Here is a 22,401-nt window from a genome sequence, read left to right as displayed (position 1 = left end):
ACACTCAAGATCGATGCGACGAGGTTTATTTCCATGGCACTGACACGCGAACAGCAAATTGCAGCCCTCGAGAAAGACTGGGCCGAAAACCCGCGCTGGAAAGGCGTGACCCGTACCTACACCGCCGCTGATGTCGTTCGCCTGCGTGGCTCGCTGCAGCCAGAGCACACCTTTGCTCGCCAAGGCGCAGAAAAACTGTGGAAGCTGGTCACCGAAGGTGCCCACCCATCCTTCCGCCCAGAAAAAGATTTCGTCAACTGCATGGGCGCCCTGACCGGTGGCCAGGCAGTGCAGCAGGTAAAAGCTGGCATCCAGGCCATCTACCTGTCCGGCTGGCAAGTTGCCGCCGACAACAACTCGGCCGAGTCGATGTACCCCGACCAGTCGCTGTACCCGGTCGACTCGGTACCAACCGTGGTCAAGCGCATCAACAACGCCTTCCGCCGCGCCGACCAGATCCAGTGGAAAGCCGGCAAGAACCCGGGCGACGATGGCTACATCGACTACTTCGCACCGATCGTGGCTGACGCCGAAGCCGGTTTCGGCGGCGTGCTGAACGCCTACGAGCTGATGAAGAACATGATTGAAGCGGGCGCCGCCGGCGTGCACTTCGAAGACCAGCTGGCCTCGGTGAAAAAATGCGGCCACATGGGCGGCAAGGTCCTGGTGCCGACCCAGGAAGCCGTGCAGAAGCTGGTTGCAGCGCGTCTGGCCGCCGACGTCTCGGGTGTGCCGACCATCATCCTGGCCCGTACCGACGCCAACGCCGCCGACCTGCTGACCAGCGACTGCGACCCGTACGACCAGCCGTTCGTGATCGGCGAGCGTACCCGTGAAGGCTTCTACAAGGTGCGCGCCGGCCTCGACCAGGCCATCGCCCGCGGCCTGGCCTACGCCCCGTACGCCGACCTGATCTGGTGTGAAACCGCCAAGCCGGACCTGGAAGAAGCCCGTCGCTTCGCCGAGGCGATCAAGAAGGAATACCCAGACCAGATCCTGTCGTACAACTGCTCGCCTTCCTTCAACTGGAAGAAGAATCTGGACGACGCCACCATCGCCAAGTTCCAGCGCGAGCTGTCGGCCATGGGCTACAAGCACCAGTTCATCACCCTGGCCGGCATCCACAACATGTGGCACGGCATGTTCAACCTGGCGCACGACTACGCCCGCAACGACATGACCGCCTACGTGAAGCTGCAGGAGCAGGAATTCGCCGACGCGAGCAAAGGCTACACCTTCGTGGCGCACCAGCAGGAAGTCGGTACCGGCTACTTCGACGACATGACCACCGTGATCCAGGGTGGCGCCTCGTCGGTGACCGCACTGACCGGTTCGACCGAGGAAGAGCAGTTCCACTGAGCGCAGTGAGCTGTTGAGCAAGGCCCGGGATTCGCGAGGATTCCGGGCCTTCTTCATTGTTTTCAGGCCAAACGCCCCCTGTAGGAGCGGCCTTGTGTCGCGAAAGGGCCGCAAAGCGGCCCCGGCGATCTTTGCGTCAACGCTGAAACCCTGGGGCCGCTCCGCGCCCCTTTCGCGACACAAGGCCGCTCCTACAGGGATCGCGTCGCCGGCAAAACCCAGGATCAGGTCTAAGCTTGTGGCTACCCCACAGCAAGGACTGCCCATGCCCCGCCCTGGCCACCTGCTCACCCTCGCCGTCGCAGCCGCCGCCGTCTATCTATATGCGCTGACCAGCGACAACGCCCTGCTCGGCCTGCTGGTCAAACCCATTCCGGTGCTCGCCCTGATTGCCTGGCTGAGCACCACCCCCGTCACACCCTATCGTCGCTGGATCATCGTCGGCCTGGCCTTCTCAGTGCTTGGCGACATACTCCTGGCCATTCCCCGTGACCTGTTCGTGTTCGGCCTCGCGGCGTTTCTTTGCGCCCACCTGGCCTACCTGCGCGGCTATTGCAGCCTCACATGGCGCCCGGCCTACCCGGCCCTGGCCTTCGCCGTGCTGATCGGCGGTTCGCTGTTCGGCCTGCTCGCCGGCCATGGCCTGGGTCCACTGCTGATCCCGGTGGTACTCTACGCCCTGACCATCGGCGCCATGCTCTGGCGCGCCCTGGCCTGTGGTGGCCTGGCCGCGCTGGGCGCCTGCGCCTTCGTGTTCTCCGACAGCCTGATCGGCATCGACCGCTTCGTCAGCCCGTTCGCCGCCGCCGAGTACCTGATCATCCTCTTCTACTGGCTCGGCCAGTGGCTGATCGCCGCGTCGGTCAGCCGCGACGCAAGCGACAAAGTATTGATCCAGAGCGGTACGCGCAGCGCCGGAAGCTGCTAGAACGAGAGTTTTTCGCATTTGCAAGAGGGGCGCTCGGCAGATGAACTTTGCAAGGGCCAGAACAGCAAAAACATTACAGGCCAGATCAAATGATATTAATTATCATTACGCAATTAGCCCGTCATTACGCGGGGCAAGAAACATAATTAACAAATCCGCGCCCAATGCCCGAAACTCAAGGGTTTCAGCCAGTTACGAAAGATTTTTGTTCTTAAACCTACGAATAAATTTGCAACGGAAATTTTACTTGCACTGGGTTTACCCATAAAATCAGCGCGATTGATTCAGCTGCGACATTTGGTCACTGCGTCTGCGACACCACGTCGCCGCTCTACTTTATTTCAGACTGCAGAGCTGGGTCTCTGTATAAGGATTTCTAGCATGTCCGATTCGGCAGGACTCATCGCCCACAACTGGGGCTTTGCCATCTTCCTCCTGGGTGTCGTCGGCCTGTGTGCCTTCATGCTCGGCCTGTCCAGCCTGCTCGGTAGCAAGGCCTGGGGTCGCGCCAAGAACGAACCCTTCGAATCCGGCATGCTGCCCGTCGGCAGCGCCCGCCTGCGCCTGTCCGCCAAATTCTATCTGGTCGCGATGCTGTTCGTGATCTTCGATATCGAAGCCCTCTTCCTGTATGCATGGTCTGTGTCCGTCCGCGAAAGCGGCTGGACCGGATTCGTCGAAGCTCTCATTTTCATAGCAATTCTGTTGGCAGGTCTTGTCTACCTATGGCGCGTCGGGGCGCTCGATTGGGCTCCCGAAGGTCGCCGCAAGCGGCAAGCGAAGCTGAAACAATGAGGCTTTGGCATGCAATACAATCTCACCAGAATCGATCCGGACGCACCCAACGAGCAGTATCCGGTCGGTGAGCGGGAAACCGTCACCGATCAACTGCTGGAAGACCAGGTCCACAAGAACATCTACATGGGGAAACTCGAAGATGTGCTGCGTGGCGCGGTCAACTGGGGTCGCAAGAACTCCCTCTGGCCGTACAACTTCGGCCTTTCCTGCTGCTACGTGGAAATGACCACGGCCTTCACGGCGCCCCACGACATCGCCCGCTTCGGCGCCGAAGTCATCCGGGCCTCGCCGCGCCAGGCCGACTTCATGGTCATCGCCGGTACCTGCTTCGTCAAAATGGCGCCGATCATCCAGCGCCTGTACGAGCAGATGCTCGAGCCCAAGTGGGTCATCTCCATGGGTTCGTGCGCCAACTCCGGCGGCATGTACGACATCTACTCGGTCGTTCAGGGGGTCGACAAGTTCCTCCCCGTGGACGTCTATGTGCCTGGCTGCCCGCCGCGCCCCGAGGCATTCCTGCAAGGCTTGATGCTGCTGCAGGAATCGATCGGCCAAGAACGACGCCCGCTTTCCTGGGTGGTTGGTGATCAAGGCATCTACCGTGCCGAGATGCCAGCCCAGAAAGACTTGCGTCGCGAACAGCGCATTGCGGTAACCAACCTGCGCAGCCCCGACGAAGTCTGATCCAGCGACCTGCCGCCCGCTCCCGAAGGAGCCGGCGGCCTGGCTTCATTCTTAACGCTGACCCAAAGCGACCGAGACCATGACAGCGGACAACGCTATTTATATTCCGCCCTACAAGGCTGACGACCAGGATGTGGTCGTCGAACTGCACAACCGTTTTGGCGCCGAGGCATTCGTCGCCCAGGAAACCCGCACCGGCATGCCGGTACTGTGGGTAAAACGTGCCCAGCTCAAGGAAGTGCTCAGCTTCCTGCGCGGCGTCGCCAAGCCGTACAGCATGCTGTACGACCTGCACGGCGTCGACGAGCGCCTGCGCACCCAGCGCCGTGGCCTGCCCGCCGCCGATTTCAGCGTGTTCTACCACCTGCTGTCGGTCGAGCGTAACAGCGACGTGATGATCAAGGTGTCGCTCAGCGAGGGCGACCTGAACCTGCCGACCGTGACCGGCATCTGGCCGAACGCCAACTGGTACGAGCGCGAAGTCTGGGACATGTTCGGCATCGATTTTGCCGGCCACCCGCACCTGAGCCGCATCATGATGCCGCCGACCTGGGAAGGCCACCCGCTGCGTAAGGACTACCCGGCCCGCGCCACCGAGTTCGACCCCTACAGCCTGACCCTGGCCAAGCAGCAGCTTGAAGAGGAATCGGCGCGCTTCAACCCCGAAGCCTGGGGCATGAAGCGTCACGGCGCCAACGAGGACTACATGTTCCTCAACCTCGGCCCGAACCACCCCTCGGCCCACGGTGCCTTCCGCATCGTCCTGCAGCTGGACGGCGAAGAGATCGTCGACTGCGTACCGGACATCGGCTACCACCACCGTGGCGCCGAGAAGATGGCCGAGCGCCAGTCCTGGCACAGCTTCATTCCCTACACCGACCGTATCGACTACCTCGGCGGGGTGATGAACAACCTGCCGTACGTCCTGGCGGTGGAAAAGCTGGCCGGTATCAAGGTGCCGCAGAAAGTCGACGTGATTCGCATCATGCTCGCCGAGTTCTTCCGCATCACCAGCCACCTGCTGTTCCTGGGTACCTACATCCAGGACGTCGGCGCCATGACCCCGGTGTTCTTCACCTTCACCGACCGCCAGCGCGCCTACACCGTGATCGAAGCGATTACCGGTTTCCGCCTGCACCCGGCCTGGTACCGCATCGGTGGCGTCGCCCACGACCTGCCGCGCGGCTGGGACAAGCTGGTCAAGGACTTCGTCGAATGGCTGCCCAAGCGCCTCGACGAGTACGAGAAGGCCGCGCTCAAGAACAGCATCCTCAAGGGTCGTACCATCGGCGTCGCCGCGTACAACACCAAGGAAGCCCTGGAATGGGGCACCACCGGTGCCGGCCTGCGAGCCACCGGCTGCGACTTCGACCTGCGCAAGGCGCGCCCCTACTCCGGCTACGAGAACTTCGAGTTCGAAGTGCCGCTGGCCCACAACGGCGATGCCTACGATCGCTGCATGGTCCGCGTCGAGGAGATGCGCCAGAGTATCCGCATCATCGACCAGTGCCTGCGCAACATGCCGGAAGGCCCGTACAAGGCGGATCACCCGCTGACCACGCCGCCGCCGAAAGAGCGCACCCTGCAGCACATCGAGACCTTGATCACCCACTTCCTGCAAGTCTCGTGGGGCCCGGTCATGCCGGCCAACGAGTCGTTCCAGATGATCGAGGCGACCAAGGGCATCAACAGTTACTACCTGACGAGCGACGGCGGCACCATGAGCTACCGCACCCGGATCCGTACCCCGAGCTACCCGCACCTGCAGCAGATCCCTTCGGTGATCAAAGGCAGCATGGTCGCGGACCTGATCGCGTACCTGGGCAGTATCGACTTCGTTATGGCTGACGTGGACCGCTAAGCATGAACAGCACGCTTATCCAAACCGACCGTTTCGCCCTGAGCGAAACCGAGCGCTCGGCCATCGAGCACGAGATGCACCACTACGAGGACCCGCGCGCGGCGTCCATCGAGGCCCTGAAGATCGTCCAGAAAGAGCGCGGCTGGGTGCCGGACGGCGCCATCTACGCCATTGGCGAAGTGCTGGGCATCCCCGCCAGCGACGTCGAGGGCGTGGCCACCTTCTACAGCCAGATCTTCCGCCAGCCGGTCGGTCGCCACATCATCCGCGTGTGCGACAGCATGGTCTGCTACATCGGCGGCCATGAGTCGGTGGTCAGCCAGATCCAGAGCGAGCTGGGCATCGGCCTCGGCCAGACCACCGCAGACGGCCGCTTCACCCTGCTGCCGGTGTGCTGCCTGGGCAACTGCGACAAGGCCCCGGCGCTGATGATCGACGACGACACCTTTGGCGACGTGCAGCCTGCCGGCGTCTCCAAGCTGCTGGAGGGTTACGTATGACCATCACTTCCTTCGGCCCGGCCAACCGCATTGCGCGTACCGCCGAAACCCACCCGCTGACCTGGCGCCTGCGTGACGACGGCGAGCCGGTCTGGCTTGCCGAGTACGAGTCCAAGAACGGCTACGCCGCCGCGCGCAAGGCTCTGGCCGACATGTCCGCCGACGACATCGTGCAGAGCGTCAAGGACTCCGGCCTCAAGGGCCGTGGCGGCGCGGGCTTCCCCACTGGCGTGAAGTGGGGCCTGATGCCCAAAGATGAATCCATGAACATCCGCTACCTGCTGTGCAACGCGGATGAAATGGAGCCCAACACCTGGAAAGACCGCATGCTGATGGAGCAACAGCCCCATCTGCTGGTCGAGGGCATGCTGATCAGCGCCCGTGCGCTGAAAGCCTACCGCGGCTATATATTCCTGCGTGGCGAATACACCACTGCGGCAAAGAACCTCAACCGCGCCATTGACGAAGCCAAGGCCGCAGGCCTTTTGGGCAAGAACATCCTCGGTTCGGGCTTCGACTTTGAGCTGTTCGTGCACACCGGCGCCGGCCGCTATATCTGCGGTGAAGAAACCGCGCTGATCAACTCGCTGGAAGGCCGCCGCGCCAACCCACGCTCCAAGCCGCCCTTCCCTGCCGCGGTCGGCGTGTGGGGCAAGCCGACTTGCGTCAACAACGTCGAGACCCTGTGCAACGTGCCGGCCATCGTCGCCAATGGCAACGACTGGTACAAGTCGCTGGCCCGTGAAGGCAGCGAGGACCACGGCACCAAGCTGATGGGTTTCTCCGGCAAGGTGAAGAACCCCGGCCTGTGGGAACTGCCGTTCGGCGTCACCGCCCGCGAGCTGTTCGAAGACTACGCCGGCGGCATGCGCGACGGCTTCAAGCTCAAGTGCTGGCAGCCAGGCGGCGCCGGTACCGGCTTCCTGCTGCCCGAGCACCTCGATGCACAAATGTATGCCGGTGGTATCGCCAAGGTCGGTACCCGCATGGGTACGGGCCTGGCCATGGCGGTCGACGACAGCATCAACATGGTCTCGCTGCTGCGCAACATGGAAGAGTTCTTCGCCCGCGAATCCTGCGGCTGGTGCACGCCGTGCCGCGACGGCCTGCCGTGGAGCGTGAAGATGCTGCGCGCCCTGGAGAAAGGCCAGGGCCGCGCCGAAGACATCGAGACCCTGCTGGGTCTGGTCAACTTCCTCGGCCCAGGCCGCACCTTCTGTGCTCACGCACCAGGTGCCGTCGAGCCATTGGGCAGTGCCATCAAATATTTCCGCTCGGAATTCGAGGCCGGTGTAGCCCCAGCCAGTGCTGGTAGCGAAGCCCTGCGCCCGAACCTGGCGAAGCCGATCGTGGTCGGCGCATAACAAGATGAACAGCGGATGGTCCGTGCCATCCGCCAGCTCGCCGGCCGGCCCGAACGATTCGTGGCTGGCCGCGAGCTCACCGATTTCCATTAGCCACGCCCGCCCACGCGGGCCAACGAAGAACTTTGAACAATGGCCACTATCCACGTAGACGGCAAAGCGCTCGAAGTCAACGGTGCGGACAACCTGTTACAGGCCTGTCTGTCGCTCGGCCTCGACATCCCCTATTTCTGCTGGCACCCGGCGCTCGGTAGCGTCGGCGCCTGCCGGCAGTGCGCGGTCAAGCAGTACACCGACGAGAACGACACCCGTGGTCGTATCGTCATGTCCTGCATGACCCCTGCCTCCGACGGCACCTGGATTTCCATCGACGATGAAGAGTCCAAGGCGTTTCGCGCCAGCGTCGTCGAATGGCTGATGACCAACCACCCGCACGACTGCCCGGTGTGCGAGGAAGGCGGTCACTGCCACCTGCAGGACATGACGGTAATGACCGGCCACAACGAGCGCCGCTACCGTTTCACCAAGCGTACCCACCAGAACCAGGACCTCGGCCCGTTCATCGCTCATGAGATGAACCGCTGCATCGCCTGCTACCGCTGCGTGCGCTACTACAAGGACTACGCTGGCGGCACCGACCTGGGCGTGTATGGCGCCCACGACAACGTGTATTTCGGTCGCGTCGAAGACGGCGTGCTGGAAAGCGAGTTCTCCGGCAACCTCACCGAGGTCTGCCCGACCGGTGTGTTCACCGACAAGACCCACTCCGAGCGCTACAACCGCAAGTGGGACATGCAGTTCGCCCCGAGCATCTGCCATGGCTGCTCCAGCGGCTGCAACATCAGCCCCGGCGAGCGCTACGGCGAACTGCGCCGCATCGAGAACCGCTTCAACGGCTCGGTGAACCAGTACTTCCTGTGCGACCGTGGCCGCTTCGGTTATGGCTACGTCAACCGCAAGGACCGTCCACGCCAGCCGTTCCTCGCCGATGGCAGCAAGCTGAGCCTGGACGCCGCCCTGGACAAGGCCGCCGACCTGCTGCGCGGCCGCACCATCGTCGGCATCGGCTCGCCACGCGCCAGCCTCGAGAGCAACTACGGCCTGCGTGAGCTGGTCGGCGCCGAGTACTTCTACTCGGGCATGGAAGCTGGCGAACTGGCCCGCGTGCGACTGGCGCTGAACGTGCTGAATGACAGCCCGCTGCCGGTCCCGACCCTGCGCGACATCGAAGACCACGACGCCGTGTTCGTGCTCGGCGAAGACCTGACTCAGACCGCCGCCCGCCTCGCCCTGGCCGTGCGCCAGGCCACCAAGGGCAAGGCCGAGGCCATGGCCGACGCCATGCGCGTACAGCCTTGGCTGGACGCCGCGGTGAAGAACATCGGCCAGCACGCGCTGTACCCGCTGTTCATCGCATCCTTGGCTGAAACCAAGCTGGACGACGTCGCCGAAGAGTGTGTACACGCCGCTCCCGCTGACCTCGCCCGCATCGGTTTCGCCGTGGCCCACGCCATCGACCCGAGCGCGCCTGCCGTCGCCGGCCTGGACGAGGAAGCCAAGGCCCTGGCCCAGCGCATCGCCGACGCCCTGGTCGCCGCCAACCGCCCTCTGGTGGTCGCCGGCACCTCCCTGGCGGATCCAGCGCTGATCGAAGCCGCCGCCAACATCGCCAAGGCCCTCAAGCTGCGCGAGAAGAACGGTTCGCTGAGCCTGGTCGTGCCTGAGGCCAACAGCCTCGGCATGGCGATGATGGGCGGCGAGTCCGTCGACGCCGCCCTGGACGCGGTCATCAGCGGCAAGGCCGACGCCATCGTCGTGCTGGAAAACGACCTGTACGCCCGCGTACCGGCTGCCAAGGTCGACGCCGCCCTGGCCGCCGCCAAGGTAGTGATCGTTGCCGACCACTCCAAGACCCCGACCCTCGACCGCGCCCACCTGGTGCTGCCGGCCGCCTCCTTCGCCGAAGGCGACGGCACCCTGGTCAGCCAGGAAGGCCGTGCCCAGCGCTTCTTCCAGGTGTTCGACCCGCAGTACCTGGACAGCAGCATCCAGATTCACGAAGGCTGGCGCTGGATGCACGCCCTGCGTGCCACCCTGCTCAACAAGCCGGTGGACTGGACCCAGCTGGACCACGTCACCAGCGCCTGCGCCGAAGCCGCCCCGCAACTGGCCGGCATCGTCAACGCCGCACCAAGCGCCGCATTCCGCATCAAGGGCATGAAGCTGGCCCGTGAGCCGCTGCGCTACTCGGGCCGCACCGCCATGCGCGCCAACATCAGCGTGCACGAGCCGCGTACCCCACAGGACAAGGACACCGCGTTCGCCTTTTCCATGGAAGGCTACTCGGGCTCGGCCGAGCCGCGCCAGCAAGTGCCGTTCGCCTGGTCGCCGGGCTGGAACTCGCCGCAAGCCTGGAACAAGTTCCAGGACGAAGTGGGTGGCCACCTGCGTGCCGGTGACCCGGGCGTGCGCCTGATCGAGTCGCAGGGCGACCGCCTGAACTGGTTCACCGCCATTCCGGGCGCGTTCAACCCGGCCCGCGGTACCTGGACCGCCGTACCGTTCTTCCACCTGTTCGGCAGCGAAGAGTCCTCCTCGCGCGCCGCCCCGGTGCAGGAACGCATCCCGGCCGCCTACGTCGCCCTGGCCAAGTCCGAGGCCGACCGCCTGGGCGTCAACGACGGCGCGCTGCTGAGCCTGAACGTGGCCGGCGTGTCGCTGCGTCTGCCGCTGCGTATCAATGAAGAACTGGGCGCTGGCCTGGTTGCGTTGCCCAAAGGCCTGGCCGGCATTCCGCCCGCCATCTTCGGTGCAGCCGTCGAAGGCCTGCAGGAGGCAGCACAATGAGCTGGTTCACCCCCGAAGTGATCGATGTGATCATTCAGGTCGTCAAGGCCATCGTGGTGCTGCTGGCCGTGGTGGTCTGCGGCGCGCTGCTCAGCTTCGTCGAACGACGCTTGCTGGGCTGGTGGCAGGACCGCTACGGTCCGAACCGTGTCGGCCCGTTCGGCATGTTCCAGATCGCCGCCGACATGCTGAAGATGTTCTTTAAGGAAGACTGGAACCCGCCCTTCGTCGACAAGATGATCTTCACCCTGGCGCCGGTCGTGGCCATGAGCGCCCTGCTGATCGGCTTCTCGATCATCCCGATCACCCCGGGCTGGGGCGTGGCCGACCTGAACATCGGCTTGCTGTTCTTCTTCGCCATGGCCGGTCTGTCGGTCTACGCCGTGCTGTTCGCCGGCTGGTCGTCGAACAACAAGTACGCCCTTCTGGGCAGCCTGCGGGCTTCGGCACAGACCGTGTCGTACGAAGTGTTCCTGGGCCTGGCGCTGATGGGCGTGGTGGTGCAGGTGGGCTCGTTCAACATGCGCGACATCGTTGATTATCAAGCCCAGAACCTGTGGTTCATCATTCCGCAGTTCTTCGGCTTCTGCACCTTCTTCATCGCTGGCGTCGCCGTGACTCACCGTCACCCGTTCGACCAGCCGGAAGCGGAACAGGAACTGGCCGACGGCTACCACATCGAATATGCCGGCATGAAATGGGGCATGTTCTTCGTGGGTGAGTACATCGGCATCATCCTGATCTCGGCGCTGCTGGTAACCCTGTTCTTCGGTGGCTGGCACGGTCCGTTCGGTATCCTGCCGCAAGTACCGTTCCTGTGGTTCGCCCTGAAGACCGCGTTCTTCATCATGCTGTTCATCCTGCTGCGCGCCTCGATCCCGCGCCCACGCTATGACCAGGTGATGGACTTCAGCTGGAAGTTCTGCCTGCCGCTGACCCTGATCAATTTGCTGGTGACCGCTGCGATCGTGCTCTACAACACGCCAGCCGTCGCGGCCCAGTGAGGATTTGACCCATGTTCAAGTATATCGGCGACATCGTTAAGGGCACCGGCACACAGCTGCGCAGCCTGGCCATGGTGTTCTCCCACGGGTTCCGCAAGCGCGACACCCTGCAGTACCCCGAAGAACCCGTGTACCTGCCGCCGCGCTACCGTGGCCGCATCGTCCTCACCCGCGACCCCGACGGCGAGGAGCGCTGCGTGGCGTGCAACCTCTGCGCGGTGGCCTGCCCGGTCGGCTGTATCTCGCTGCAGAAGGCCGAGACCGAGGACGGCCGTTGGTACCCCGAGTTCTTCCGCATCAACTTCTCGCGCTGCATCTTCTGCGGCCTGTGCGAAGAGGCGTGCCCGACCACCGCGATCCAGCTGACTCCGGATTTCGAAATGGCCGAGTTCAAGCGTCAGGACCTGGTGTACGAGAAAGAAGATCTGCTGATCTCCGGCCCCGGCAAGAACCCTGACTACAACTTCTACCGTGTTGCGGGCATGGCGATCGCTGGCAAGCCGAAAGGCTCTGCGCAGAACGAAGCCGAGCCGATCAACGTGAAGAGCTTGCTCCCATAAGGACAGAAAGATGGAATTCGCTTTCTACTTCGCATCCGGTGTCGCCGTCGTCTCCACGCTGCGCGTGGTGACCGGCACCAACCCGGTGCACGCCCTGCTCTACCTGATCATTTCGCTGATCTCCGTGGCGATGATCTTCTTCTCCCTCGGTGCGCCATTCGCCGGCGCCCTGGAAGTGATCGCCTACGCCGGCGCCATCATGGTGCTGTTCGTGTTCGTGGTAATGATGCTCAACCTCGGACCGGCTTCGGTCGCCCAGGAGCGCGGCTGGCTCAAGCCCGGCATCTGGGCGGGGCCGGTGATCCTCGCCGCCCTTCTGCTGCTGGAGCTGCTGTACGTGCTGTTCGTCACCCCGTCGGGCGCCGCCATCAGCGGTACCACCGTCAGCGCCAAGGAAGTCGGCATCAGCCTGTTCGGCCCTTACCTGCTGGTGGTCGAACTGGCCTCGATGCTGCTGCTCGCGGCAGCCGTCACCGCCTTCCACCTGGGCCGCAACGAGGCGAAGGAGTAAATCATGGGTGCTATCCCTCTCGAGCATGGTCTGGCGGTCGCCGGCATCCTGTTCTGCTTAGGTCTGGTTGGCCTGATGGTCCGCCGCAACATCCTCTTCGTGCTCATGAGCCTGGAAGTCATGATGAACGCCTCCGCACTGGCGTTCATCGTCGCCGGTGCCCGTTGGGTCCAGCCCGACGGCCAGGTGATGTTCATTCTGGTGATCAGCCTGGCAGCCGCCGAGGCCAGCATTGGCCTGGCGATCCTGCTGCAGCTGTATCGCCGCTTCCACACTCTCGACATCGATGCTGCCAGTGAGATGCGCGGATGAACCTTATCTTCCTGACGTTCGTATTCCCCCTGATCGGCTTCCTGCTGCTGTCGTTCTCGCGCGGCCGCTGGTCCGAGAACCTGTCGGCGCTGATCGGCGTCGGCTCGGTCGGTCTGTCGGCGGCCACCGCCGCCTATGTGATCTGGCAGTTCAACGTCGCCCCGCCTGAAGGCGGCGCGTACAGCCAGCTGCTGTGGCAGTGGATGTCGGTGGACGGCTTCGCGCCGAACTTCACCCTGTATGTGGATGGCCTGTCGGTCACCATGCTGGGCGTGGTCACCGGCGTGGGCTTCCTGATCCACCTGTTCGCTTCCTGGTACATGCGTGGCGAAGCCGGCTATTCGCGCTTCTTCTCGTACACCAACCTGTTCATCGCCAGCATGCTGTTCCTGGTGCTGGGCGACAACCTGCTGTTCATCTACTTCGGCTGGGAAGGCGTGGGCCTGTGCTCGTACCTGTTGATCGGTTTCTACTACAGCAACCGCAACAACGGTAACGCGGCGCTCAAGGCGTTCATCGTCACCCGCATCGGCGACGTGTTCATGGCCATCGGCCTGTTCATCCTGTTCGTCCAGCTGGGTACCCTGAACGTGCAGGAACTGCTGGTGCTGGCACCGCAGAAGTTCCAGGCTGGTGACACCTGGATGGTCCTGGCCACCCTGATGCTGCTGGGTGGCGCGGTCGGTAAATCGGCCCAGCTGCCGCTGCAGACCTGGCTGGCCGACGCGATGGCCGGCCCGACTCCTGTTTCGGCACTGATCCACGCGGCCACCATGGTGACTGCGGGTGTGTACCTGATCGCCCGTACCAACGGCCTGTTCCTGCTGGCGCCGGACGTCCTGCACCTGGTCGGCGTCGTGGGTGGCGTGACCCTGGTCCTGGCCGGCTTCGCCGCCCTGGTACAGACCGATATCAAGCGTATCCTCGCCTACTCGACCATGAGCCAGATCGGCTACATGTTCCTGGCCCTGGGCGTCGGCGCCTGGGACGCGGCGATCTTCCACCTGATGACCCACGCCTTCTTCAAGGCCCTGCTGTTCCTTGCCTCCGGTGCGGTGATCGTCGCCTGCCACCACGAGCAGAACATCTTCAAGATGGGCGGCCTGTGGAAGAAACTGCCGCTGGCCTACGCCAGCTTCGTGGTCGGTGGCGCCGCCCTGGCCGCCCTGCCGATCCTGACCGTGGGCTTCTACTCCAAGGACGAGATCCTCTGGGAAGCCTTCGCCAGCGGCAACAGCGGCCTGCTGTACGCCGGCCTGGTCGGTGCGTTCATGACCTCGCTGTACACTTTCCGTCTGATCTTCATCGCCTTCCACGGCGAAGCCAAGACCGAAGCCCACGCCGGCCACGGCATCAGCCACTGGCTGCCGCTGGGCGTGCTGATCGTGCTGTCGACCTTCATCGGCGCCTGGATCCACCCGCCGCTGGCAGGCGTGCTGCCTGAAAGCGCAGGCCACGCCGGTGGCGAAGCCAAGCACTCGCTGGAGATCGCCTCGGGCGCCATCGCCATCGCCGGTATCCTGCTCTCGGCCCTGCTGTTCCTGGGCAAGCGCCGCTTCGTCACCGCAGTTGCCAACAGCGGTATCGGTCGCGTCCTGTCGGCCTGGTGGTTCGCCGCCTGGGGCTTCGACTGGATCTACGACAAGCTCTTCGTCAAACCTTACCTGCTGATCAGCCACATCCTGCGCAAGGACCCGGTTGACCGCAGCATCGGCCTCATTCCTCGCCTGGCTCGCGGCGGTCACGTCGCCATGAGCAAGACCGAGACCGGCCAGCTGCGCTGGTACACCGCCTCGATCGCCGTGGGTGCCGTGCTGGTGCTCGGTGCCGTGGTAGTGGCCGCGGTATGACTATGAATCTTGCGACTTTGCCAAAGGAAACCAACCCGTCATGATTTTGCCTTGGCTGATCCTGATCCCCTTCATCGGCGGCTTCCTGTGCTGGTTGGGTGAGCGCTTCGGCGCCACCCTGCCGCGCTGGATCGCGCTGCTGACCATGTCCCTGCTGCTTGGCATCGGCCTGTGGCTGTGGGCGAACGGCAACTACACCCTGGCTCCCGCCCCTGGCGCGGAGCCCGCCTGGGCCCTCGAATACAAGGTCGAGTGGATCAAGCGCTTCGGCATCAGCATCCACCTGGCCCTCGACGGCCTGTCGCTGCTGATGATCCTGCTCACCGGCCTGCTCGGCGTGCTGTCGGTGCTGTGCTCGTGGAAAGAGATCCAGCGCCACGTCGGCTTCTTCCACCTCAACCTGATGTGGATCCTTGGCGGCGTGGTCGGCGTGTTCCTGGCCCTGGACCTGTTCCTGTTCTTCTTCTTCTGGGAAATGATGCTGGTGCCGATGTACTTCCTCATCGCGCTCTGGGGTCACAGCTCCTCCGACGGCAAGAAGACCCGCATCTACGCGGCGACCAAGTTCTTCATCTTCACCCAGGCCAGCGGCCTGATCATGCTGGTGGCGATCCTCGGCCTGGTGCTGGTCAACTACAACAGCACTGGCGTGATCACCTTCAACTACAGCGACCTGCTCAAGGCCGAACTGCCGGCCGGCGTCGAGTACCTCCTGATGCTGGGCTTCTTCATCGCCTTCGCGGTGAAGCTGCCGGTGGTGCCGTTCCACTCCTGGCTGCCTGACGCTCACGCCCAGGCGCCGACCGCAGGTTCCGTGGACCTGGCAGGCATCCTGCTGAAGACCGCGGCCTACGGCCTGCTGCGCTTCGCCCTGCCGCTGTTCCCGAACGCCTCGGCCGAGTTCGCGCCGATCGCCATGACCCTGGGCCTGATCGGCATCTTCTACGGAGCCTTCCTGGCCTTCGCCCAGACCGACATCAAGCGCCTGGTGGCGTTCTCCAGCGTCTCGCACATGGGCTTCGTGCTGATCGGCATCTACTCCGGCAGCCAGCAGGCCCTGCAGGGCGCGGTGATCCAGATGCTGGCCCACGGCCTGTCGGCCGCCGCGCTGTTCATCCTGGCCGGCCAGCTGTACGAGCGCCTGCACACCCGCGACATGCGCGAGATGGGTGGCCTGTGGCACCGCATCGCTTATCTTCCAGCCATCAGCCTGTTCTTCGCCGCCGCATCGCTGGGCCTGCCGGGCACCGGCAACTTCGTCGGCGAATTCCTGATCCTGATCGGAAGCTTCGCCCACGTCCCATGGATCACCGTGATCGCCACCACCGGCCTGGTCTTCGGCTCGGTGTACTCGCTGATCATGATCCACCGTGCCTACTTCGGTCCGGCCAAGGCCGACACCGTGCTGGCCGGCATGGACGGTCGCGAGCTGATCATGGTGCTGGGCCTGGCGGGCCTGCTGATCCTGCTGGGCGTGTATCCGCAGCCGTTCCTGGACACCTCTGCCGCCACCATGAGCGGTGTGCAGCAGTGGCTCGGTTCCGCTTTCACTCAACTCGCTTCGGCCCGGTAAGAGCGCTATGGAATTCACCACTCAACACTTCATCGCATTGGCGCCGATGCTGATCACCACGCTCACCACGGTGGTGGTGATGCTGGCGATCGCCTGGAAGCGCAACCACTCGCAGACCTTCCTGCTGTCCACCGTGGGCCTGAACCTGGCCCTGCTGTCGATCCTGCCGGCGCTCAAGGTCGCGCCGCTGGCAGTCACCTCGCTTGTGACCATCGACAAGTTCGCCTGCCTGTACATGGCGATCATCCTGGTGGCGACGCTGGCCTGCGTCACCCTCGCCCACGCCTACCTGGGCGAAGGCTCCAAGGGCTTCCCGGGCAACCGTGAAGAACTGTACCTGCTGCTGCTGATGTCGGCACTGGGCGGTCTGGTGCTGGTCAGCGCCAACCACCTGGCTGGCCTGTTCATTGGCCTTGAGCTGCTGTCGGTGCCGGTCTACGGCCTGGTGGCGTACGCCTTCTTCAACAAGCGCTCGCTGGAAGCCGGCATCAAGTACATGGTGCTGTCGGCCGCCGGCTCCGCCTTCCTGCTGTTCGGCATGGCGCTGCTGTACGCTGACGCAGGCAGCTTGACCTTCGACCAGCTGGGCAAGGCCCTGGCCGCCACCAGCATGCCGAGCCTGCTGGCGCAACTGGGCCTGGGCATGATGCTGGTCGGCCTGGCCTTCAAGCTGTCGCTGGTGCCGTTCCACCTGTGGACCCCAGACGTGTACGAAGGCGCCCCGGCGCCGGTCGCCGCGTTCCTGGCCACCGCCAGCAAGGTCGCGGTGTTCGCCGTGGTCGTGCGCCTGTTCATGCTCTCCCCTGCCGCCAGCAGCGGCGTGCTGAGCACCGTGCTGGCGGTGATCGCGGTTGCCTCGATCATCATTGGCAACCTGCTGGCGCTGACTCAGAGCAACCTCAAGCGTCTGCTCGGTTACTCGTCCATCGCCCACTTCGGCTACCTGGTCATCGCCCTGGTCGCCAGCAAGGGCCTGGCCCTGGAAGCCATGGGCGTGTACCTGGTCACCTACGTGATCACCAGCCTGGGCGCCTTCGGCGTGATCACCCTGATGTCCTCGCCGTATGCCGGCCGTGACGCCGACGCCCTGTACGAGTACCGCGGCCTGTTCTGGCGCCGTCCGTACCTGACCGCGGTACTGACCGTGATGATGCTGTCGCTGGCCGGTATCCCGCTGACCGCGGGCTTCATCGGCAAGTTCTACATCATCGCCACCGGCGTCGAGTCGCACCTGTGGTGGCTGGTCGGCGCCCTGGTGATCGGCAGCGCCATCGGCGTGTACTACTACCTGCGCGTCATGGTCACCCTGTACCTGGTCGAGCCGAACCTGCGTCGCCACGACGCTCCGCTGAAGTGGGAACAGCGCACCGGCGGCGTGATGCTGCTGGCCATCGCCATCCTCGCCTTCGTGCTCGGTGTGTACCCGCAGCCGCTGCTGGAGATGGTGCAGCAGGCGGGTCTGCAACTGATCGGCTGATCGGCTGACTGCGTCACAAGACACCCCGCCTCGGCGGGGTGTTCTTTTTTGGGGCCGCTTTGCGGCCCCATGGCCATTACCGATCGACCACTGTGCTTCGTCTGCCCTTTGCAGCGTCAGACTCCCGCATTCGATCTGGAACCCCGTACCCATGCGCCCCACCCTCCCCTACTCCCTGCTGGCCCTGTTCGTCGCCGGCACCGCCCAGGCCGCCAATCGCGTCGAACTCGACCAGGTGCTGATCCAGGACCGGCAGCAATCCGAACTGGAAGCCGCCGCCGACCAGCTGCGCGAAATCCCCGGCGCCAGCAACCTGGTGGACATGGACAAGGTGGGCCAGGGCCGGGTGGCCAGCAACCAGGACGTGCTGGCCTATCAGCCGGGGGTGTTCGCCCAGTCGGCGGGCAACGACGGCATCAAGCTGTCGATCCGTGGTTCGGGCATCAACCGCGCGCCGGGCGCCCACGGCTCGGGCGTGTACACGATGTTCGACGGCCTGCCGCTGACCGGCCCGGGCGGCACGCCCTATGAACTGTTCGAAGCGCTGTGGCTGAGCCGCGCCGAAGTGCTGCGCGGCGCCAATGGCTTCGACCAGGGCTCGCTGGCCCTGGGTGGCGCGATCAACTACGTGACCCACACCGGTCACGATGCCGCGCCCTTGCAGGTGCGCTACGAAGTCGGCAGCCGTGGCTACCAGCGCCGGCACATCAGTACCGGACAGGTGCTGGGCAACCTCGACTACTACGTGGCCCTGACCGATGCCGAGTACGACGGCTATCAGGACCACAGCAGCGGCAGCGCCAAGGGCATCGCCGCCAACGTCGGCTACCGCTTCAACCCGAACCTGGAGACGCGCTTCTACCTGCGCTACCGGGAAACCGAGAACGACCTGGCCGGACGCCTGACCAAGGACCAGATCAAGCACCATCCCCGTGCCGCCAATCCAGCCTACCTGGCCCGCGACGACAGACGCCCGCAACCGGGCAGCACCTGGGTGGGCAACAAGACCACCTTCTTCCTGGATGACGATTCGCGCCTGGAGGCGGGGCTGGTCTATCACGACTACCCCATGGACCTGCGTGAAGGCCCGATGCGCCTTAAGGTCGCCTACACCGATGTCAGTGGCACGCTGAACTACTTGCGTCGCGACACGCTGTTCGGTCATGAGAGCAAGACCACCCTCGGCTGGCGCACCACCAAGCACCTGCCCAACAGCGGCGCTTCGCAGTTCGCTCGCCCCGGCGGCGACAATTTCGGTGCCCGCACCCGCGATTTCAGCTACCAGGGTTCGGACACCGTGCTGCATGCAGGCAACGACCTGGAGCTGATTCCGGACCTGTGGCTGACCACGGGCCTGGCGATGATCTACACCCGCCGCGAAAGCGACGTCACCTACCCAACCAGTGGCGGCAAGGTCAGTCAGCATGACTGGGACTACGCCCCACGCCTGGGCCTGCGTTACGACCTCCGCCCGGACCTGCAGGTCTACGGCAACCTCAGTCGCTCGGTGGAGCCGCCGCACCCGTGGTCGCTGGTCTGGAGTGCGCCAGTCGCCAACCAACCCATGAAGATGCAGAACCAGACCGCCGCCACCCTGGAACTAGGCGCCCGCGGCGATTCGGCACTGGGACGCTGGGACCTGGCCTGGTACTACGCTCAGGTACGCCACGAACTGTTAAACGTGGAAGTCGTGCAAGGCTTGCCGTTCAAGGAGTTCAACGCCAGCCCCACCGTGCACCAGGGCATCGAGGCCGGCCTGGACAGCCTCCTCTGGGAACAACCGGGCACCGGCAAGCTCAGCTTGCGCCAGGCCTACACCTTCAGCGACTTCCACTACCGCGACGACGACACGTTCGGCGACAACCGCCTGCCCGGCATCCCCATGCACTACTACCAGGCCGAACTGCGCTACGACTGGCCGAGAGGCTTCCATGCCGGGGTTAACACGCAGATGGCCTCCAAGGTGCAGGTGGACTACGCCAACAGCTACCACGCCGACGCCTACGCCCTGCTCGGCGCGCGCCTGGGCTGGGATTCGCCGAAACGGGATTGGCAGACCTGGCTCGACCTGCGCAACCTGACCAACAAACGTTACGCGGCGACGGTGACGCCGGGGTACAACGATGCCGGGCAAGACATCGCCCGCTCGACGCCGGGTGAAGGGTTTGGGGTGTATGCGGGGGTTTCCTACAGCTTCCGATAATCGCCAATGGCGGTGCGCCGATGCGACTTGCCCCACGATGGTCCTCATGAAGGCAACTGCACCTGCGGCTTGGTCGAGGCAAAGATCGCCCAGCTGGAGATGAACAACGCCGCGATCAACGGCCCGATCACGAAGCCATTGAGCCCGAACACCGCCAGCCCACCGAGTGTCGACACCAGCACTAGGTAATCCGGCATCCGCGTATCCTTGCCCACCAGGATTGGCCGCAGTAGGTTGTCCACCAATCCGATCACCAGCACACCGAACGCGGTCAGCACGATCCCCTGCCAGATCGCCCCGGTCAGCAGGAAGTACAACGCCACCGGCCCCCAGACGATCCCAGCGCCCACCGCCGGCAGCAACGACAGGAACGCCATCAGCACCGCCCACACCAGCACGCTGGGAATGCCCAGCACCCAGAAGATCAGCCCGCCCAGCGCACCCTGGGTGATCGCCACCAGCAGGTTGCCCTTGACCGTGGCCCGTACCACGCGTTTGAACTTCAACTGCAGGCGGCGCTTCTGCTGCTCGGGCAGCGGCACCGCCTGGCGCACCTTGCGCGCCACCTCCGCGCCCTCGCGCAGGAAGAAGAACAGCAAATAGAGCATGATGCCGAAGCTCACCAGGAACTCGAAGGTGCCCTGGCCGAAGCTGAACGCCTGCCCGGCGAGGAACTGGCTGCCCTGGGTCGCCCACTTGGTGATCTTGTCACGCAGGCCATCGAGGTTGCCCATACCCATGCGGTCGAGGAAATGCTGGGCGTAGGCCGGCAGCATGTCCTTGCCGCGCTCGATATAGCCGGCGATATCCAGCTGGCCGCTTTCGATGCGCTGATACAGCGTCGCGCCCTCCTGCACCAGCAGGGCGCCGATGACGATCACCGGCAATACAGCGATCAGCAGGCAGATGACCAGCGCCGTCGCCGTGGCCAGGTTGCGCCGCCCACCAAAGCGCAGCAACAGCTGGCGTTGCAGAGGCGCGAAAAGAATCCCGAGGATCACCGCCCAGAAGATCGCGCCGGAGTACGGCAACAGGATCCAGATGAAGGCGATGGTCACCAGTGCCAGCAGCACGGTCAGGGCTTTGTTCTGCAATAAGGTTTCGTTCATGGGCATTCCTCGAGGGCTCAACAATTTAGTGCCCCGCGCGCCGGCAAAAGTGCCGTTGATCCAGATCAATACCTGAACATCGCCTCCGTCTTAGCATCCGCGCCTTTTGCCCCCGGTGCGCACCATGACCCCTCTCGCCAAGCCCGAACTGCTCGCCCCCGCTGGCACCCTCAAGACCATGCGCTACGCCTTCGCCTACGGCGCCGACGCGGTCTACGCCGGCCAGCCGCGCTACAGCCTGCGGGTGCGCAACAACGAGTTCGACCACGCCAACCTGGCCCTCGGCATCCAGGAGGCCCAGGCCCAGGGCAAGCGTTTCTACGTGGTGGTCAACATCGCCCCGCACAACGCCAAGCTCAAGACCTTCCTCAAGGACTTGGCGCCGGTGATCGAAATGGGCCCGGATGCACTGATCATGTCCGACCCGGGACTGATCATGCTGGTACGCCAGCACTTCCCGCAGATGCCCATCCACCTGTCGGTGCAGGCCAATACGGTGAACTGGGCCAGCGTGCAGTTCTGGCAAGGCCTGGGACTGACCCGGGTGATCCTGTCGCGGGAGCTGTCGTTGGAAGAGATCGAGCAGATCCGCCAGCAGGTGCCAGAGATGGAGCTGGAAGTCTTCGTGCACGGCGCGTTGTGCATGGCCTATTCCGGGCGCTGCCTGCTGTCGGGCTACATGAACAAGCGTGACGCCAACCAGGGCACCTGCACCAATGCCTGTCGCTGGAAGTACCAGGCTACCCCGGCCACCGAGAATGCCACCGGCGATATCGTCCGTGAGTGCGAGCCGACCCTGGGCCTCGGCGCGCCGACCGAGCAGGTGTTCCTGCTCCAGGAGTCCAACCGCCCCGGCGAAGAGATGCCGGCCTTCGAGGACGAGCACGGCACCTACATCATGAACGCCAAGGACCTGCGCGCCATCCAGCACGTCGAGCGCCTGGCCCGGATGGGCGTGCACTCGCTGAAGATCGAGGGCCGCACCAAGTCGCACTTCTACTGTGCCCGCGCCGTGCAGTCCTACCGCCAGGCCATCGACGACGCCGTGGCCGGGCGGCCGTTCGACCGCGGCCTGATGAGTAACCTCGAATCCCTCGCCCAGCGCGGCTACACCGAAGGTTTCCTGCGCCGCCACGTGCACGACGAGTACCAGAACTACGAGCGCGGCAACTCGGTGTCCGAGCGCCAGCAGTTCGTCGGCGAACTGACCGGAGTGCGCGTGGACGGCCTGGCCGAAGTGAAGGTGAAGAACCGCTTCGCCGTGGGTGACCACCTGGAGCTGATGACCCCGCGCGGCAATTACCACTTCGACCTGCACCGCCTGTGCGACCGCCTGCAGCAGGCCATCGAGGTGGCGCCGGGCGACGGCCATGTGGTGTACCTGCCGATTCCCGAGCAGGTCTCGCTGGAGTTCGGCCTGTTGATGCGCGACCTGGAGAGTGGCGAGGCCGCTGCCTGACA

Annotated in this window: 18 protein-coding genes; 17 read left to right on the top strand and 1 reads right to left on the bottom strand. The window is 64.3% G+C overall.

What is annotated here, in order from left to right:
• Nucleotides 1-33: 33 nt before the first annotated feature.
• The 16 genes from aceA to AC25MA_RS19270 all read left to right on the top strand — a co-directional run bounded on the left by aceA (nt 34) and on the right by AC25MA_RS19270 (nt 19,831).
• Nucleotides 34-1,359: an isocitrate lyase gene (aceA, locus tag AC25MA_RS19345; protein WP_050706488.1), complete on the top strand. Its 1,326-nt coding sequence runs from the start codon at nt 34-36 to the stop codon at nt 1,357-1,359.
• A 265-nt stretch (nt 1,360-1,624) separates the two neighbouring features.
• The gene (locus AC25MA_RS19340; protein WP_062361147.1) at nt 1,625-2,287 is read left to right on the top strand and encodes a lysoplasmalogenase; all 663 of its coding nucleotides are present in this window, start codon (nt 1,625-1,627) and stop codon (nt 2,285-2,287) included.
• A 381-nt stretch (nt 2,288-2,668) separates the two neighbouring features.
• Complete coding sequence (locus AC25MA_RS19335) at nt 2,669-3,082, top strand: NADH-quinone oxidoreductase subunit A (RefSeq protein WP_028692461.1); 414 nt, start codon at nt 2,669-2,671, stop codon at nt 3,080-3,082.
• A gap of 9 nt (nt 3,083-3,091) precedes the next feature.
• Nucleotides 3,092-3,769 (top strand): NuoB/complex I 20 kDa subunit family protein, encoded by a 678-nt coding sequence (locus AC25MA_RS19330; RefSeq protein ID WP_008096180.1) that lies wholly within the window; start codon nt 3,092-3,094, stop codon nt 3,767-3,769.
• Nucleotides 3,770-3,848: 79 nt separating this feature from the next.
• Nucleotides 3,849-5,630, top strand: a complete 1,782-nt coding sequence (gene nuoC / locus AC25MA_RS19325; protein WP_232853811.1) for an NADH-quinone oxidoreductase subunit C/D — start codon at nt 3,849-3,851, stop codon at nt 5,628-5,630.
• A 2-nt stretch (nt 5,631-5,632) separates the two neighbouring features.
• On the top strand, nt 5,633-6,130 hold the full coding sequence (nuoE, locus tag AC25MA_RS19320) for an NADH-quinone oxidoreductase subunit NuoE (RefSeq protein WP_012313767.1): 498 nt from the start codon (nt 5,633-5,635) through the stop codon (nt 6,128-6,130).
• The gene (nuoF, locus tag AC25MA_RS19315; protein WP_028692463.1) at nt 6,127-7,494 is read left to right on the top strand and encodes an NADH-quinone oxidoreductase subunit NuoF; all 1,368 of its coding nucleotides are present in this window, start codon (nt 6,127-6,129) and stop codon (nt 7,492-7,494) included. Before nuoE ends, nuoF begins: the two co-directional genes overlap by 4 nt.
• 132 nt (nt 7,495-7,626) lie before the next feature.
• Entirely contained in the window at nt 7,627-10,341 is a 2,715-nt protein-coding gene (nuoG, locus tag AC25MA_RS19310; RefSeq protein ID WP_062361143.1) for an NADH-quinone oxidoreductase subunit NuoG, read from the top strand.
• Complete coding sequence (gene nuoH / locus AC25MA_RS19305; protein WP_028692465.1) at nt 10,338-11,345, top strand: NADH-quinone oxidoreductase subunit NuoH; 1,008 nt, start codon at nt 10,338-10,340, stop codon at nt 11,343-11,345. The genes nuoG and nuoH overlap by 4 nt, the downstream gene beginning before the upstream one ends.
• Nucleotides 11,346-11,356: 11 nt before the next feature.
• Nucleotides 11,357-11,905 (top strand): NADH-quinone oxidoreductase subunit NuoI, encoded by a 549-nt coding sequence (gene nuoI, locus AC25MA_RS19300; protein WP_003251442.1) that lies wholly within the window; start codon nt 11,357-11,359, stop codon nt 11,903-11,905.
• Nucleotides 11,906-11,915: 10 nt separating this feature from the next.
• Nucleotides 11,916-12,416: an NADH-quinone oxidoreductase subunit J gene (gene nuoJ / locus AC25MA_RS19295; RefSeq protein ID WP_023631348.1), complete on the top strand. Its 501-nt coding sequence runs from the start codon at nt 11,916-11,918 to the stop codon at nt 12,414-12,416.
• Between the two features lie 3 nt (nt 12,417-12,419).
• The gene (gene nuoK, locus AC25MA_RS19290) at nt 12,420-12,728 is read left to right on the top strand and encodes an NADH-quinone oxidoreductase subunit NuoK (RefSeq protein ID WP_008096201.1); all 309 of its coding nucleotides are present in this window, start codon (nt 12,420-12,422) and stop codon (nt 12,726-12,728) included.
• A complete protein-coding gene (gene nuoL / locus AC25MA_RS19285) occupies nt 12,725-14,578 on the top strand; it encodes an NADH-quinone oxidoreductase subunit L (protein WP_028692466.1) in 1,854 nt (617 codons plus the stop codon). Before nuoK ends, nuoL begins: the two co-directional genes overlap by 4 nt.
• Nucleotides 14,579-14,618: 40 nt before the next feature.
• On the top strand, nt 14,619-16,151 hold the full coding sequence (gene nuoM, locus AC25MA_RS19280; RefSeq protein WP_028692467.1) for an NADH-quinone oxidoreductase subunit M: 1,533 nt from the start codon (nt 14,619-14,621) through the stop codon (nt 16,149-16,151).
• 7 nt (nt 16,152-16,158) lie between these two features.
• Nucleotides 16,159-17,628: an NADH-quinone oxidoreductase subunit NuoN gene (nuoN, locus tag AC25MA_RS19275; RefSeq protein ID WP_028692468.1), complete on the top strand. Its 1,470-nt coding sequence runs from the start codon at nt 16,159-16,161 to the stop codon at nt 17,626-17,628.
• A gap of 151 nt (nt 17,629-17,779) precedes the next feature.
• Nucleotides 17,780-19,831 (top strand): TonB-dependent receptor family protein, encoded by a 2,052-nt coding sequence (locus tag AC25MA_RS19270; RefSeq protein ID WP_486972318.1) that lies wholly within the window; start codon nt 17,780-17,782, stop codon nt 19,829-19,831.
• A 44-nt stretch (nt 19,832-19,875) separates the two neighbouring features.
• Here AC25MA_RS19270 and AC25MA_RS19265 read toward each other — a convergent pair whose 3' ends face one another.
• Complete coding sequence (locus AC25MA_RS19265) at nt 19,876-20,940, bottom strand: AI-2E family transporter (protein ID WP_069016833.1); 1,065 nt, start codon at nt 20,938-20,940, stop codon at nt 19,876-19,878.
• Nucleotides 20,941-21,064: 124 nt separating this feature from the next.
• Between AC25MA_RS19265 and trhP the strand changes: the two genes are divergently transcribed.
• Nucleotides 21,065-22,399 (top strand): prephenate-dependent tRNA uridine(34) hydroxylase TrhP, encoded by a 1,335-nt coding sequence (gene trhP / locus AC25MA_RS19260; RefSeq protein WP_486972317.1) that lies wholly within the window; start codon nt 21,065-21,067, stop codon nt 22,397-22,399.
• Nucleotides 22,400-22,401: the final 2 nt, after the last annotated feature.

This window comes from Pseudomonas sp. P65(2024) (genome assembly GCF_057480955.1).
The sequence above is the reverse complement of the archived record's forward strand: the minus strand, read 5'-3'. Positions and strand labels throughout refer to the sequence as shown.